Source organism: Bacillota bacterium, assembly GCA_013178125.1.
In the GTDB taxonomy this organism is placed as follows: Bacteria; Bacillota; SHA-98; order Ch115; family JABLXJ01; genus JABLXL01.
Genome location: JABLXJ010000005.1, coordinates 84,643 through 98,997 on the forward strand (window position 1 = coordinate 84,643; position 14,355 = coordinate 98,997).

The following is a 14,355-nucleotide window of genomic DNA, read 5'->3' on the forward strand; positions in this document are numbered from 1 at the left end:
TTTAGCTAAAGGTTACTCAAAGCTTCGAAAAGCCGCTCCTCAAACCCTTTCAAAGGCCTCATCAGGCTCTGACCTCGACCGCTGAAGCAGCCACGGCATACCAGTGGCCGCCCATATGGTGGATGCTCCTCGCATCAGGGTTCCCCATATGCCACCGGTCCGTGAAAAGCCCCTCCTCCGCCGATGCTGCGACTACCTCCGCGAAAAAGAGCGTGTCCTCACCCCAGGGTTTTGTCTCCGTGACACGACATTCAAGGTGGCCGATGCACTCCCCGACGAGGGGGGCCTTAACCTTTTGCGCAGGAACAGCCGTTAGGCCGGCAGCCTTGAATTTGTCGATGTCCCTGCCTGATACGTTGCCGCAATAGTCCACCTTCTCCACGAGCGAGCTATTGGGGATGTTCACTACAAACTCCCCTGTCTCAGAGATCAACTTGTGGGAGTAGTTCCCGGCGCCTACCAGCATCACGAGCGCAGGGGGCTCGAACCCCACCGGCGTGATCCAGGCCAGCGCGAAAACGTTGGGCTTGCCGAGCCCTGGATCATCCACGGAGATCAGCACCGTGGGGCCGTGGTTTATCAGGGTCACCGCATCGCTTAGGTTCACAGGTTTCTTCGCCACAAATATCCCTCCAAATGTAACTTTAATCTTGCCCCATCCCTCCGTTACTATTGGCACCCAGACCGAGGAGCGCGGCTGCGTTCCCGCCCAGAATCGTCTTCTCCATTTCGAGGGGTAGCCCGAGGTCGTGGATTTCGGCCACGGCCTGCGCCTGGTCCGCCCATGGAGAATCCGTGCCAAACAGGATACGGTCCACACCGTGCGCCAGGATGAGGCTCCGCATGCGGGCCGCTCCAAGCCACGGATAGGAATAAGATGTATCGAAATAGAGGGGCTGTCCGACCAGACCGGCCTCGACCTCATCCCAGCACCGCCACCCACCCATGTGGGCCGCCACCCACTTCCCCTCGGGGAGGCGTTGAATCACCTTGCGCAGCCGCTCCGGGGGGCAATGGCAGGGTTCGGGGAGCCCGATATCGATCCCGGCGTGAAACAGAATTACCAGTCCCTCAGCGCACAGCGCCTCATAAACCGGAAACACCCGCGGCTCATCGACATAAAACTCCTGGTAGTCGGGGTGAAACTTCACCCCTTTCAGGCCGTAGTCCGCAATGCGCCGGATTTCGTCGCGCCAGTCCCGGGAATCCGGGTGAATGCTACCGAATGAGAGTATCCTCCCCGGCGCCCGGGCGGTGCAGGCCCAGGCCCATTCATTTATACTGCGTTCCTGGCCGGGCCGGGTCGCCACAGGCTGAAGGATGGAGAGGTCGATCCCCGCCCGGTCCATAGACCTCAATAACCCGCTGACCGTGCCATCCAGATATGCCTTCTCGCCGGCGCTCTCCTCCAGCTTTGCGATGGCGCGGCGCGCCAGTTTGTCAGGGAAACAGTGAGTGTGAAAATCAATGACCATATCATCTACCATTTAGAAGGCCTTCTTGCTGTCCAAAAGGATCGTGACCGGCCCGTCGTTTTGAATCTCCACGAGCATCATGGCTCCGAACTCCCCGGTAGCTACTGCCAGCCCTTGCTCGCGCAGCTGCTGAACATATGCGACGTAAAGGGCGGTAGCGATATCGGGCGGCGCGGCCTCGGAAAAGCTTGGCCTCCGGCCGTGCCTGCAATCCCCATAGAGGGTAAATTGGGAGATAGCAAGCACCTCCCCGCCAACGTCAAGACAGGATAGATTCATTTTCCCGTTACTATCCTCGAATATCCTGAGGTTCGCGGTCTTCTCCGCAAGATAGCGGGCATCCTCCGGGCCGTCGCCGCGCCCGACGCCGACGAGGGCCACAAGCCCTCGCCCTATCTCGCCCTTCACGGCGCCATTTACGGTGACTCTACCGGAGCGAACCCTCTGTATCACGGCTCTCATTCAATACTTTCCTCGGCTTTCCTATTGAGAGATTATCTAGCAATCTCCTCGAGCTTGGCGACCCGAGTGACAAGATAGCGGGTGTCAGTGGAAATAGCTTCCAGCCTATTCTCTATGTGGCCAAGCCTATCCTCATGGGACTGGAACGCATCGAAAAGTATGCGAATTTTATCAATGACCTCATTTTCGAAGCGGGTCTCGAGTCGTATCTGCCCCTTCTCGATATTGTCAACACGAGAAGTGAGACTATCAACATGAGCGCTGAAACTGTCAACATGGGAACTAAGATCGTCAACATGAGAACTAAGATCATCAACGCGAGAACTGAGACTGTCAACATGAGAACTGAGATCCCCAACGCGAGAATTGAAACTGTCAACATGGGAACTAAGATCGTCAACATGAGAACTGAGATCCCCAAAATGGGAAGTGAGATCGTCAACACGGGAACTCAAACCGTCAACATGAGAACTAAGATCATCAACGCGAGAACTGAGACTGTCAACATGGGAACTGAGATCCCCAACATGAGAACTGAGATCGCCAACATGGGAAGTGAGATCGTCAACACGAGGAGTGAGATCGTCAACATGAGACGCAAGGCTGTCAACACGGGACGCAAGCTTATCTTGCCCCGCCTCGATATTATCAAGACGAGATACAACCTTAGCTTGCTGCGACTCCATATTGTCAAGACGTGACTCAAGCCTTGCCTGACCGGTTTTTAGATCGCTTACGTCGGACTTGGCACTCTTGATCTCGCTGAGGATCTCTTTTAGAAGGTCTTCCACGTGATTCACGCTCCCTAAATTCCTTGAAATCTCGCCTGCCTGACCAGTCTTTACTAGACGCAGCTATGTATCTATCTTACCCTGTTTTAGCACCGGTTCCTTTGGCTCTTGTAGTCTCTGGTTATTAACCTCTTGCTGTCACTGTTGCCAACCCCGGCATATTTGACATGATGATTATACCATAAACTGGATAAATGAGGCAAGCCCATGATCTAAAAATTTACTTCTAAAAATTGTATATAGCTCCCCGCCCTTTCAGATCCCATTTCAGGTGGCACGCCCTTGTTGCACGGCACTTTCGCGATCTCATACTCGAGCTTAAACTTATAAAGAAGCTTAAGACCGGCCTTGACATGATGGTCCACAACGAGCTATAGTTTATTTAAACGGTTGCTTAATTTATAAGTTTTTATTAAATCTCCGAGGCCTTTGATATTCCGGTGACTCGGCAAACGGGGGTGCATGTTATCACATATGAACGCCAGCCCTTCTCCTTCGAATGGGGACATCTGCGACGATTTCTGCCCATCCCCCGTGAAAAGCGGGAAAGATGCCCACCTCAGAGCTAAGCTCTTGGAGGTAGCAGGATTATCTGAGATATTCAAGGTGCTGGGGGATGAAACACGCACCAAGATACTTTATCTTCTCGCCCAGGAAGAGCTCTGCGTCTGCGATATAGCTCAACTCCTGGAGATGAGCCTCCCGGCCATATCGCACCACCTCCGGCTCCTGAGGGCCCTGCGCCTCGTTAAATACCGCCGGGGGGGCAAGATGGTCTACTATTCCCTGGATGATGACCACATCGTAAATCTCATCCGGCAGGCCCAGGAGCATTTTGCCGAGAACAGATAATCTGCCGGGAATAGATATCAGGGATAAATAACAAGTAATGATAACTAGCGCGGCTTCTGGCCCCGACTACCGGCTCCTGCAGGGCCACCCGGGCCGTTCTCATTATTTCATTGATTTCATCATTTCTTTACGGGCGAGGCTATCCGGGCGATTTTGATTCCGAGCAGGACTATCCAGGCTCTATCAAAGGCCATTATTATTGCGGAATCAATTATGAATCGATTGCGAAAGGAAGATAATAATGGGTTGCACTTCAACAGAATGCCCGCTACGAAGTGACGAGTCCGGGGCCACCGCCACCAAGATCGGGGCTGCCGGGGCTGGAGCCGGTGCCGCTTCCGAAGAGAAGGGCTCAGGCAACCGGAACCGGGTCCTCACCGTCATTATCGCGGCCGCGCTCTTTATATTTGGCCTCATATTCAGGCGCCGCCTACATGAGACGCCATACGCCTCCATGGAGTACCTCGTGTTTCTCGTCGCTTACTTCCTCGTCGGCGGCAGGGTTGTATGGATCGCCTTAAAAAATCTGGCGCGCGGCGAGTTTTTCGACGAGAACTTCCTGATGACCATTGCGACTGCCGGAGCCATCCTCATCCACCAGCTCCCCGAGGCCGTCGGGGTAATGCTCTTCTTCGCTGTGGGGGAATTCTTTCAAGACATGGCCATAAACCGCTCGCGCCGGTCCATTTCGGCCTTGATGGACATCCGGCCGGACTATGCCAACCTTAAAGTCGAGGGGGAAATCCAGAGGGTATCCCCAGGGGATGTCGCAGTAGGTCAGGTCATAGTGGTGAAGCCCGGTGAGCGCATCCCACTGGACGGCGTTGTCATCCAGGGAGCGTCTTTCGTCGATACCTCCGCCCTGACGGGCGAGTCAGTCCCCAAAAAGGTGGAGGCCGGCGAGAGGGTATTGAGTGGAATGATGAACGGAAGCGGCCTCCTCGAGGTCCGGATCGAAAGGAGTTTCGCTGAATCATCTGTTTCGAGAATCCTCGACCTTGTGGAGCGCGCCAGCGCCAGGAAGGCCCCCACGGAGCAGTTCATCACCAGGTTTTCGCGGCTTTACACCCCTGTAGTTACCGCGGGCGCTCTCGCCCTGGCGGTCGTGCCGCCGCTGGTGGTGCCCGGTGCCACCTTTGGGGAATGGGTATACCGGGCGCTCGTCCTCCTCGTGATCTCATGCCCGTGCGCCCTTGTAGTTTCCATCCCTTTGGGTTATTTCGGCGGCATCGGTGGGGCATCGCGCCAGGGCATACTGGTCAAGGGCGCCAACTTCCTCGAGGCGCTGACCCACCTCCACACTGTAGTGTTCGACAAAACGGGCACCCTTACTAAGGGGGTGTTCCGGGTTTCGGAGGTGGCTACCAGGAACGGTTTCTCAAAGGAGGAGCTCTTGCGCTTTGCGGCCCTTGCGGAATCGCACTCCAACCACCCCATAGCAAAGTCGATCCGGGAGGCTTACCTTGAGGAAGGCAGCGGGGAAGCTAGCGGCGGGCAGAGGCAACAGCAGGAGGTTGGTTACCAGGAGATCGCGGGCCATGGAATAAAGGCGCACGTGGATGGAAGGGTAATTGTCGTGGGCAATGACCGCCTGATGCACCGGGAGAATATACCCCACGACTCCTGCGACGTGGAGGGCACGGTAGTGTATGTGGCCATAGACGGGGTATTCGCGGGTTACATCGTCATCTCCGACGAGATAAAGCCTGATGCCGCCCGGGCCATTCAGGGCCTGAGGCGCCTCGGCGCCAGGAGGATCATCATGCTGACGGGCGATGACGAGGGGGTGGCCAGGATGGTGGCCTCAAAGCTCCGCATGGATGGGTATTTTGCGGAGCTCCTGCCCGAGGACAAGGTAGGAAAGCTGGAGGAGCTCGAGTCGTCGCTCGCCAGGAGAGACGGCCAGAAGCTGGCTTTTGTAGGGGATGGGATCAACGATGCACCCGTGATCACCAGGGCGGATGTGGGGATAGCCATGGGCGGGCTCGGGTCCGACGCGGCGATCGAGGCCGCCGACGTGGTCATAATGGAGGATATGCCCTCCAGGCTGGTCACTGCAGTCGAGATCGCGCGCCGCACCAGGGGAATCATAGTCCAAAACATAGCCCTCGCCCTCGCCACAAAGGGCGCCTTCATAGCCCTGGGCGCGGTAGGGGCGGCAACTATGTGGGAAGCTGTTTTCGCCGACGTGGGCGTCGCGCTCCTGGCCATCCTCAATGCTACAAGGGCCCTGAGATGCAATAGGATGATGCAATAGAGTGACGCAGTTGCAGGCCACATCTGGTCGAGAGGCGGGGACCAGTGGTAGGCCTGCTCCCACCCTAAAGATTCTACTATGAACTGAAACTGGAGCTATGAATGAAGCTTCAGGAACAACCCTTTCAAAACCCTGTAGGTAGCCTTATAGACCTCGAAAAGCTCGTCGTATTCCCCACGTCCGCCGGTAGACGGCTCATATACTGACGCTATCTTCACCATCCCCTCTGTGGCCTGACGAACGCTCTCGTAGATGCCCGCGCCAACAGAGGCCAGGATAGCGGCCCCGAGGGTCCCGCTCTCCACAACCTCCAGCACCTCCACGGGCCGGCCCAGCACATCCGCCCTCACCTGGCTCCACTCCCCGTTGCGGGCCCCACCACCCGCAAGGGCCACCGAGGTCGCCGTGACGCCGGAGGACTCCTCCGCTGTGGTGAGGACGTGCCTGACGCTGAATGCCACCCCTTCGAGCACGGCCCTTATGAAGTCGGCCCTCCCGTGCTCGCGGGTCACCCCGAGAAAGACCCCTTTCGCCAGGGGGTCCCATATGGGCGCACGCTCCCCTCTCAAATAGGGCAGGAATATGATAGGGCCTCTCGAACCCCAGTTCGAACTCGCGGTGCCCTCCCGCACCAGCTCGTCGAATGTGTCGAATGTAGTCGCAGTCACCGGCGGCCCAAATGCCTCAATAAACCACTTCAACGAATCGCTCCCGCACTGGGTTGGACCGTAGGTGATCGCCACCTCACCCGTTAGCTCCCGCGGCACCGGCACGAGGCCCAGCGGGTCGCTCACCGTGTCCCGCGAGCTGACCCCCGCTATCTCAGACGTCCCGGACAGGTTGAAGCCCCTGGCTGGACCGCTGAAGGCCTTCAGGGCGAGCATACCGCACAGTGCATCGCTCCAGCCCGAAACCACCGGTATCCCTGGAGGGAGCGATGTTTCCTCCGCGGCCCCGGGCGTCGTGTAACCTGCAACCTCAAATGGGCGGAAGCATCTTGGCGCGTGGCCGGCATCTACCCCAACAAGCTCCAGGTATTCATGAACCGGCCGGCCTGTTATGAGATGGACCAGGCCCTTCGATGACCATGAATCTGAAAAAAACTCCCCGGTGAGCTTGAAACCTATATAGTCCTTCGGCTGCAGTATCTTATAGGTCCGCTCCAAGCTCCCAGGTTCATTGCGGGATAGCCAGAGCAGCCTCGCGGGGGTCCAGGTGGGCTCGATGGGAAGGTCCATGCCCAGGAACCACTGCAACCGCTCCCGGCCCACCTCCTCCCTGAGCCACCTCGCCTCGCCTGCGGCCCTCGCATCCTGCCAGATTATAGCGGGCCTTACAGGGTTACCCTGCCTGTCTACAAGAACCTGGGTCGGGGTCTGCCCGCTGAGGCCTATACCCTTTATCGCCGCCCTATCCACTCCGGGGCTGTTCAGGACCCCGGCGATCGCCCGTCTCGCAGCCTCCCACCAGTCAGCCGGGTCCTGCTCCGCCTCCAGGGGCGATGGCCGCGACACGGGGTAATCCCCGCTCGCCTGCGCGATGAGATTCCCATGGATACCGTATAGCGTAACCTTACATGAACTCGTTCCTACGTCTATGCCAAGCAAACAAGCCTGCCCCATGCCCGCAGCTCCTAGTTCTTCCTAGTTCTATTCGTCCCTGGATATTCTTACCTCAATGCTTAATTGCAAATGCAGAGCCTTCTTTCAAATCCGCCACCATCCGCCTGCACGCCTGGTCGAAGATGGCCACGTCCACGGATATGGCTATGAACTGGACGCCCAGGGCTCGCCACCTGCGCGCCGCCTCCGGGGTATCAACGTATATACCCACAGCCTTCCCGGCCTCCCTGGCCAGGTCGACGATTTCCTTTACCTTCGCCACCAGGTCCGGATGGTCGATCTGGCCCGGTATGCCAATTGACTGCGAGAGATCGTATGGGCCGACGAATATCACGTCTATACCGGGAACCTTTAGAATATCACCGAGGTTCTTTACACCTTCGGCCCCCTCTATTTGAATGGCAACGAGGGTCGTTTCATTTGCCTGCCTGAGGTAATCGCCCTTTGGAACCTCTCCGAAGCCCGAGGAGCGAGCGTATATATCCATCCCGCGTTCTCCCTCGGGAGCAAACTTGGCAGCGATCACCACCTGCCTGGCTTCCCCGGCAGTGCTCACATGCGGCACGAGTATGCCGTGCGCGCCGCCATCAAGAGCCTTCAGGATAGCATTCTCTCGATTCTCGGGCACCCGGATTATAGCGTCGAAATTGGCCACGTTTGCGGCCCGGATGAGCCCCTCCACGGTTTCCGTGGTGTGCGGGCCATGTTCCATATCGATGAGGACGAAATCGAACCCCGCGTTGCCCATGACCTCGACGAGTTGAGGGGCCGAGCATTTCAAGAATGGCCCATAGACTGTTTCCCCCGTCCTGATCCGGTCTTTTACCCTGTTTATTCGAAGCACATTTTGAGCCCCCTGACTTCTTCAACCTGACTTCTTTACTTTAAAGTATGGAGATATGACCAGAGATACGACCTTGCCATGCAATCTGCCTATTCCATAACCGTCTAGAGACTATTCCACAACAATATCCTACTCTCCTGCCGCAATTGACACCTTCTGCGCCTTCTTGTTCTTATCTATATGCTCGTCTTTGCCTATATACCCGGGACCCCCTCCAGCCGCCCCCAGCTGCTCAGACTCCAGCCGCTCAAGAGCACGCTTCAACGCGGCCACTTCCTCCCCCGAGGCCCGCACCAGGGGCGCCCTGACCTCGCCAACATCCACCCCCCGCAGTCTGAGCCCATTCTTCAAAAAACTTATGTCGCCGCCATCCCTCAGCGCATCCTTAACCGCGTCTATACCCCTCTGGATTTCGCGGGCGCGACCGAGGTCGCCTGCCTTCCAAGCGCTATATAGCTCAACATAGGGCTCAGGGAAGACGCAGGCATTCCCCGAAACAGCCCCTCTCCCGCCCACGCACAACGAGGCCAGCAGCAGGCCGTCACACCCGAGGTAGACGGAGAAGTCCGGGGCCGGGGCCAGCTCCACGAATGAGCGGAATTCCGCAAGGTCGCCGGTGCTGTTCTTCACCCCGACGATATTTGGGTAATCAGACATCAAGCGCTTTACGACCCCCGCCCTGATCCTGTTCACCGTGCACTGAGGTATATTATAGAGAAGGAGAGGGAAATCAGGCACAGCCTGCGCAATCTGCGCATAATACCGGTAGATCCCTTCATCCCCGACATTATAAAAATAGGGAGCCACGATCCCGGCCCCTGCCGCGCCGATGTCGCGTGCGTGCCGGGTGAGCTCGATGGCAGTCTCTGCGCAGATGTGCCCCGTATGGATGATTACCGGGACTCGCCCCCGTGCTGCCTCGACCACGCTCTCTGCCACATATTTGCGCTCCTCCGTAGATAAGAGGAGCGCCTCCCCCGTTGTGCCACAGGGGTATAGGCCATTTACGCCCTTTTCGATCAAGAAATCCACAAGATTCCCGATGCAAGCTGCATCAACCGACCCTTCATCGTCAAATGGCGTGACCATGGCCACGATTATGCCTTCTATACCTTCGACCCTTGATCTCATCTAAACCGTCATTCCCTTCGTAAATTCCCTCCGTGCCGGCGCTCGCCCAGCTGCCCGCACGCCCGCACAAACATCCGCCCGGCATGTGCAACCGCTATATGTGCAACCGGTATCTACAACCTGTATTCACAACCAGCACCACCACATAACACACACGTATCACAGGATTAGTGCTTTACAGCTATTGCAAACCTGTGCTCGAGTCTATCGCTTAGCGCATTCAACGCCGAACAGAGCAACAAGTATATCATGAGGATGAAAACGAATATCTCGAAAGTAGCCGCGCTTTCCCGCCTCATAACCTGGGTGGCGGCGCCAGTAAGCTCGACAACCCCAATAAAATACGCGAGGGAGGTATCCTTTATCAAGCTTACATAAAGGTTGACAAAGGATGGTATCATATTGCGAAAGGCCTGGGGGAGTACAATATAAATCATCAACTGTAATGAATTCAGCCCTGTAGCGAGCGCAGCCTCGGTCTGGCCTCTGGGCACAGATAATATGCCGGCACGCACTATTTCCGTCGCATAAGCCCCGAAAAAGAACGTCAAAGCTATCAGCGCGCTCTGCACCTCCGTCATCTGCAGCCCGACCAGCCTGGGGAAGAGGAAGTAGAACCAAAACAGCGCCATTATGAACGGGATACCGCGCACTACCTCGACGTATACCGTCGCTATAATACGGATAAGCTTGAACCGCGACACCCGGCACAACCCAAACACCAGGCCGACCGCAAAAGATGCCACTCCGGCCACCAGGGAAAGCATCAACGTCAAGAGAAGGCCGCCGAGGGGGCCCTCCGGGAAGGCGCCTGAGAGCAAGAATTTACTGAAGCGCATTACTGTTCCCCAATGCATACCTGTTTCTCCTCTTTCTGGGCTTATCGTTGCGAGTCTCTATATTCAGGACCCGGCTGTTGTAGTAGTTCAAAACCAGCGAAGTCAAGAGGGATAGGATCAAGTATACGGACGTAGCCACAGTGAAGGACTCATACGCCCTGAAGGTATAAGACTCCACCCTCCGGGACATCGCCGTTATCTCAGCCACCCCGATCGTCATGGCAACAGATGAGTTCTTGGCTATGCTGAGGTATTCACTGATAAGGGGCGGCAAGCTCAGCCTGAAGGCTTGAGGCAGTATGATGTATCTCATGCTCTGCATATATGTCAACCCTGTAGATAGGGCGGATTCCATCTGGCTTTTTGGTATTGCATTTATCCCCGACCTGAAGTGCTCTGAAATATAGGCAGATGTATAGAGGATCAGGGCTACGGAGGCTGCTATGAACTCGAAATTCCTATCGTAGAGATAGGTGCGCACTCCTCCTGGAAGCACTGTGGGGAACGCAAAGTACCAGAACAGTATTTGAACAGGGAACGGAGTGTTCCGAAAGAAATGAACATATGCTTTTACTATGCTACCCAGGACCCGCTGCCCCGACATCCTCAAGACTATCAGAATCACGGCCAGCGCTGTGCTACCTGCGATCGCGACCCCCGTAAGCTTCAAGGTGGTCAGGAGGCCGCTCAGGAGCCACTCAAAATAAGGTTTTTCAAGCAGTATACTGAAGTCCAGTCCCAAGGGACGAACCCCCCGTCTTCGAGCATCGCATTTTCAATTTCAGAGGCCGGGGCCGCAGCAGATCAAGCCTCTATCAGGCTTCTGGCCGGAGAGCAAACCCCCCGCACCAAGCTGGCACTATTATCTCTCTGCTGCGGCCTACCCCCGTATAAGGGTATATCAGGTCACTCGGGTTATGGAGCTCGGCTTAGCTCATGGCTTACAGCTCGCAGTCTACGGCTTACGGCCACACTTCCATCTCGAAGTTCAACGGCAATTCATACTTGGTGCCAGGGCCATACCATTTATCGTAGATTTTCCGGTACTCCCCGCTTGTCCACAGCTCCATCAGGGCATTATTTATAAAATCGCGGAGCTTGGAGTCATTCTCGCGCATCGCAATCCCAAAAGGCTCCGAGCTGAAGTATTCACCCACAACCTTCCAAGCATTGGGATTCTTCGCATCCGCCTTCACGGAGAGCAATACGCTTTCATCACTGGATATGGCATCGACGGCGCCCTGCTGCAACGCCAAGAATGCAGTGGGGATATCGTCGAAGGCAAGGATCTTCGCCTTCGGCTGCTTTCTTGCAATATTTTGCTCGCTCGTGCTGCCCCGCGTCGTGCCGACCTTCTTGCCCGCTAAGTCCGCAATACCCTTGATGGAGCTATTCTTGGGCACCATTATCCGCTGGCCGGTTACAAAGTAGGTTATGCTGAAATCGACAACCTTATCTCTTTCCCGAGTATGCGTCATCGTCGCTATGACGATATCTGTTGCTCCTTGCTGGATCGATGGAATTCTGGTTGCATCGGTGAGCTGCTTGAACTCCACCTTGACGCCCAATTTTTCGGCTATGGCCTTTGCGAGGTCGACTTCGAACCCAACGATCTCGCCCTTCTCATTTACCATAGATGCCGGGGGAGCCGATGTCTGAACCCCGACGATGATTTTGCCTCTATGCTTGATTGTATCAAGGAGGGAATCGCTCGCCGAGGCAAAAGTAGCGAAGCCAACCACCAGCAGGGTTAGGCAAATTGCAACTGTAAATAACAACCACGGTTTCCCAGAAAACGATGTCTTCATAATCTTAGAACCTCCTCAGATATCTTTGGATATATCCTTGGTGTATCTATCTTTGATGCCTTACATTTTAAATTAAACACTCTAGCTAGCCGATTGCCTCCGGCCTTCAATTACAAACCCGGCCTCCTCATATGTCTCACTTATGCCTCACTCATACTTCACCTGTACTTAGCTCCCCATACCTCTGCTTCATTAGACTTGTCTTTTACTTTTACCCTCGCACCACCACCTCACCTCGTAGGAATCTCATGAGAAATCAGGGCATTAAAGTATCTGGCTCAAGAATTTCTTTGTCCGCTCCTCACGTGGGCCCGTAAAGAAGAGCTCAGGGGTCCCCATCTCTATAATTAAACCTTGATCCATAAAGGCGATCCTGTCCGCAACCTCCCTGGCGAAGCCCATCTCGTGCGTCACGACGACCATGGTCATCCCCCCCTTGGCCAGATCAATCATGGCATCCAGAACCTCGGCAATCATTTCCGGATCGAGGGCGCTCGTCGGTTCGTCGAAGAGCATTATCTTGGGGCTCATCGCCAGCGCCCTGGCGATCGCAGCGCGTTGTTGCTGGCCTCCTGAGAGAGCCGCGGGATATTTGTGGGCCTGATCCGCGATGCCCACGCGGTTCAGATAGGACATTGCTATCTCCTCGGCCTCGGCCCTCTTCATCTTTCTGACTTTTATCGGCGCCAGTGTTATGTTCTGGAGAACTGTCATATGCGGGTAGAGGTTAAACGACTGGAATACAAAGCCTATTTCTCTTCGAAGAGCTACCAGCCCTTGTCGACTTTTGACATTAAACCCATCCACTATAATCTCGCCGCCCTGAATGGCCTCCAGTCCGTTGATGCAACGCAGAAGCGTCGACTTCCCTGAACCGGACGGTCCTATCAGGACAAGCACCTCCCCGCGTTCGATAGTGAGGTCTATCCCTCTAAGCACGTGGTGACTTCCATACCATTTCTCTACGCCTTTGAGGCTTATGATGGTATCGCCCATCTAAAGACTCTCCTCTTCTCCTCTATTCCTTATCTACATCTACTGCTTAGCCTACCGTCTATTGCCTCTCTTATTGCCCCTCTTATTTGCCCCTGACCCCTCATGGCTAACTTCTCGCCGCCTTCATAAACTCGGCGATCCTCCTGGCGCCCTCAACGATCGACTCTTCATCCTTGCAGAACGATATTCGAACGTAATTGTCGCTCTGGGGTCCAAAGGTCAATCCAGGAGCCACCGCCACGTGTTTGGCCTCGAGCAACTTTAGAGTAAAGGTATATGAATCTAAACCTGTGTTCCCGATATCCAGAAGCATATAGAATGCGCCGGCTGGCTTGTACGCAACTACGCCAGCTTCAGCAAAAGCGCTCAGGATGATGTCCCGGTTGCGCTTGTACTGCGCAACCATTGCAGCTATAGAATCCTGCGGGCCTGTTATAGCCGCCTCCGCGGCCTTCTGCGATACCGAGCTGACGCATGAAACCATTGACTCGGAGAATTTGGAGAAATTCTTGCATATCTCCTCCGTGGTAGCTACATAACCGATCCGCCAGCCTGTCATCGCGTATGCCTTCGAAAAGCTGAAGACCGTAAGGACCCGGCCCTCGTCATCCCAGGCTCCGGGGCTGTAGTGTTTACCCTCGTACACGATATCCTCGTATACCTCATCGGAGATCAAGTATAGATCATGATCGCGCGCAAGATCGAGAATGCCTCGCAATACCGATTCCGGGAACACGCTCCCACATGGATTCGAAGGCGAGTTGATCAAGATAGCCCGGGTCCTCTCATTAATGAGAGAACGCATCTCGTCTACATCAGGCAGGAATCCTGTAGCCGGGTTCAGGTGGTAGTATACAGGCTCGACCCCGATAACCCGGGTCTGGAAGCTATAATTGGGCCAGCCGGGCTCCGGCAGGAGAACCTGGTCGCCGGCCTTGGCGATGGTGAAGAGCGCCGATGCGCACGCGAATACGCCTCCAGGGGTTACCGCAACGCCCTCGGGAGAGATATTTATCCCATTAATGTGCCTCAGCTTATCCGCAAGCAAGGCCCTGAGGGAAGGTAATCCTGCGTTGGGCGTGTACCTCGTATATCCATCCTGGAGCGCTTTGTTGGCGGCCTCCTTGATATGCGCGGGCGTGTCGTAGTGAGGCTGGCCAACCTCCAGGTGGATGACATCGTCCATTTGCTCCGCAACGTCCATGATCCCGCGGATGCCGGATCGTGGTATCTTCACTACATTGTCCGATAAAGGCTTCAACGGATCATTACCCCCTT

The 14,355-nt window shown here is 55.6% G+C and carries 14 protein-coding genes; 3 read left to right on the forward strand and 11 right to left on the reverse strand.

The window, feature by feature from the left end; all coding sequences use genetic code 11:
* Positions 1–61: 61 nt before the first annotated feature.
* Genes HPY71_05885 through HPY71_05895 form a run of 3 tightly spaced genes read right to left on the reverse strand, consistent with a single transcriptional unit; the run spans position 62 to position 1,937 of the window.
* Positions 62–622, reverse strand: a complete 561-nt coding sequence (locus tag HPY71_05885) for a flavin reductase family protein (GenBank protein ID NPV53036.1) — start codon at positions 620–622, stop codon at positions 62–64.
* 22 nt (positions 623–644) lie between these two features.
* Positions 645–1,475 carry an amidohydrolase gene (locus HPY71_05890; protein NPV53037.1) on the reverse strand — a complete coding sequence of 277 codons (831 nt, stop codon included), beginning with the start codon at positions 1,473–1,475 and terminating at the stop codon, positions 645–647.
* Between the two features lie 12 nt (positions 1,476–1,487).
* Positions 1,488–1,937 (reverse strand): D-tyrosyl-tRNA(Tyr) deacylase, encoded by a 450-nt coding sequence (locus tag HPY71_05895; protein ID NPV53038.1) that lies wholly within the window; start codon positions 1,935–1,937, stop codon positions 1,488–1,490.
* Between the two features lie 116 nt (positions 1,938–2,053).
* Here HPY71_05895 and HPY71_05900 point away from each other — a divergent pair, with 116 nt between their 5' ends.
* The 3 genes from HPY71_05900 (at position 2,054) to cadA (ending at position 5,837) form a co-directional block, all read left to right on the forward strand.
* The gene (locus tag HPY71_05900; GenBank protein NPV53039.1) at positions 2,054–2,638 is read left to right on the forward strand and encodes a hypothetical protein; all 585 of its coding nucleotides are present in this window, start codon (positions 2,054–2,056) and stop codon (positions 2,636–2,638) included.
* A 564-nt stretch (positions 2,639–3,202) separates the two neighbouring features.
* On the forward strand, positions 3,203–3,580 hold the full coding sequence (locus HPY71_05905; GenBank protein NPV53040.1) for a helix-turn-helix transcriptional regulator: 378 nt from the start codon (positions 3,203–3,205) through the stop codon (positions 3,578–3,580).
* Between the two features lie 241 nt (positions 3,581–3,821).
* Positions 3,822–5,837 (forward strand): cadmium-translocating P-type ATPase, encoded by a 2,016-nt coding sequence (gene cadA, locus HPY71_05910; protein NPV53041.1) that lies wholly within the window; start codon positions 3,822–3,824, stop codon positions 5,835–5,837.
* Positions 5,838–5,932: 95 nt separating this feature from the next.
* On the opposite strand, the gene HPY71_05915 is transcribed toward cadA, so the two are convergent.
* The 8 genes from HPY71_05915 to HPY71_05950 all read right to left on the reverse strand — a co-directional run bounded on the left by HPY71_05915 (position 5,933) and on the right by HPY71_05950 (position 14,338).
* Positions 5,933–7,459, reverse strand: coding sequence for a hypothetical protein (locus tag HPY71_05915; protein NPV53042.1), 1,527 nt, complete (start codon positions 7,457–7,459; stop codon positions 5,933–5,935).
* 52 nt (positions 7,460–7,511) lie between these two features.
* The gene (locus HPY71_05920; GenBank protein NPV53043.1) at positions 7,512–8,303 is read right to left on the reverse strand and encodes an aldolase; all 792 of its coding nucleotides are present in this window, start codon (positions 8,301–8,303) and stop codon (positions 7,512–7,514) included.
* A gap of 129 nt (positions 8,304–8,432) precedes the next feature.
* A complete protein-coding gene (locus HPY71_05925; GenBank protein ID NPV53044.1) occupies positions 8,433–9,434 on the reverse strand; it encodes a dihydrodipicolinate synthase family protein in 1,002 nt (333 codons plus the stop codon).
* 167 nt (positions 9,435–9,601) lie between these two features.
* Positions 9,602–10,291 carry an amino acid ABC transporter permease gene (locus tag HPY71_05930; protein ID NPV53045.1) on the reverse strand — a complete coding sequence of 230 codons (690 nt, stop codon included), beginning with the start codon at positions 10,289–10,291 and terminating at the stop codon, positions 9,602–9,604.
* Positions 10,260–11,015 (reverse strand): amino acid ABC transporter permease, encoded by a 756-nt coding sequence (locus HPY71_05935; protein NPV53046.1) that lies wholly within the window; start codon positions 11,013–11,015, stop codon positions 10,260–10,262. The genes HPY71_05930 and HPY71_05935 overlap by 32 nt, the downstream gene beginning before the upstream one ends.
* A 220-nt stretch (positions 11,016–11,235) precedes the next feature.
* Positions 11,236–12,081, reverse strand: coding sequence for an ABC transporter substrate-binding protein (locus HPY71_05940; protein NPV53047.1), 846 nt, complete (start codon positions 12,079–12,081; stop codon positions 11,236–11,238).
* A 264-nt stretch (positions 12,082–12,345) separates the two neighbouring features.
* A complete protein-coding gene (locus tag HPY71_05945; protein NPV53048.1) occupies positions 12,346–13,077 on the reverse strand; it encodes an amino acid ABC transporter ATP-binding protein in 732 nt (243 codons plus the stop codon).
* 106 nt (positions 13,078–13,183) lie between these two features.
* Entirely contained in the window at positions 13,184–14,338 is a 1,155-nt protein-coding gene (locus HPY71_05950) for an aminotransferase class I/II-fold pyridoxal phosphate-dependent enzyme (protein NPV53049.1), read from the reverse strand.
* Positions 14,339–14,355: the final 17 nt, after the last annotated feature.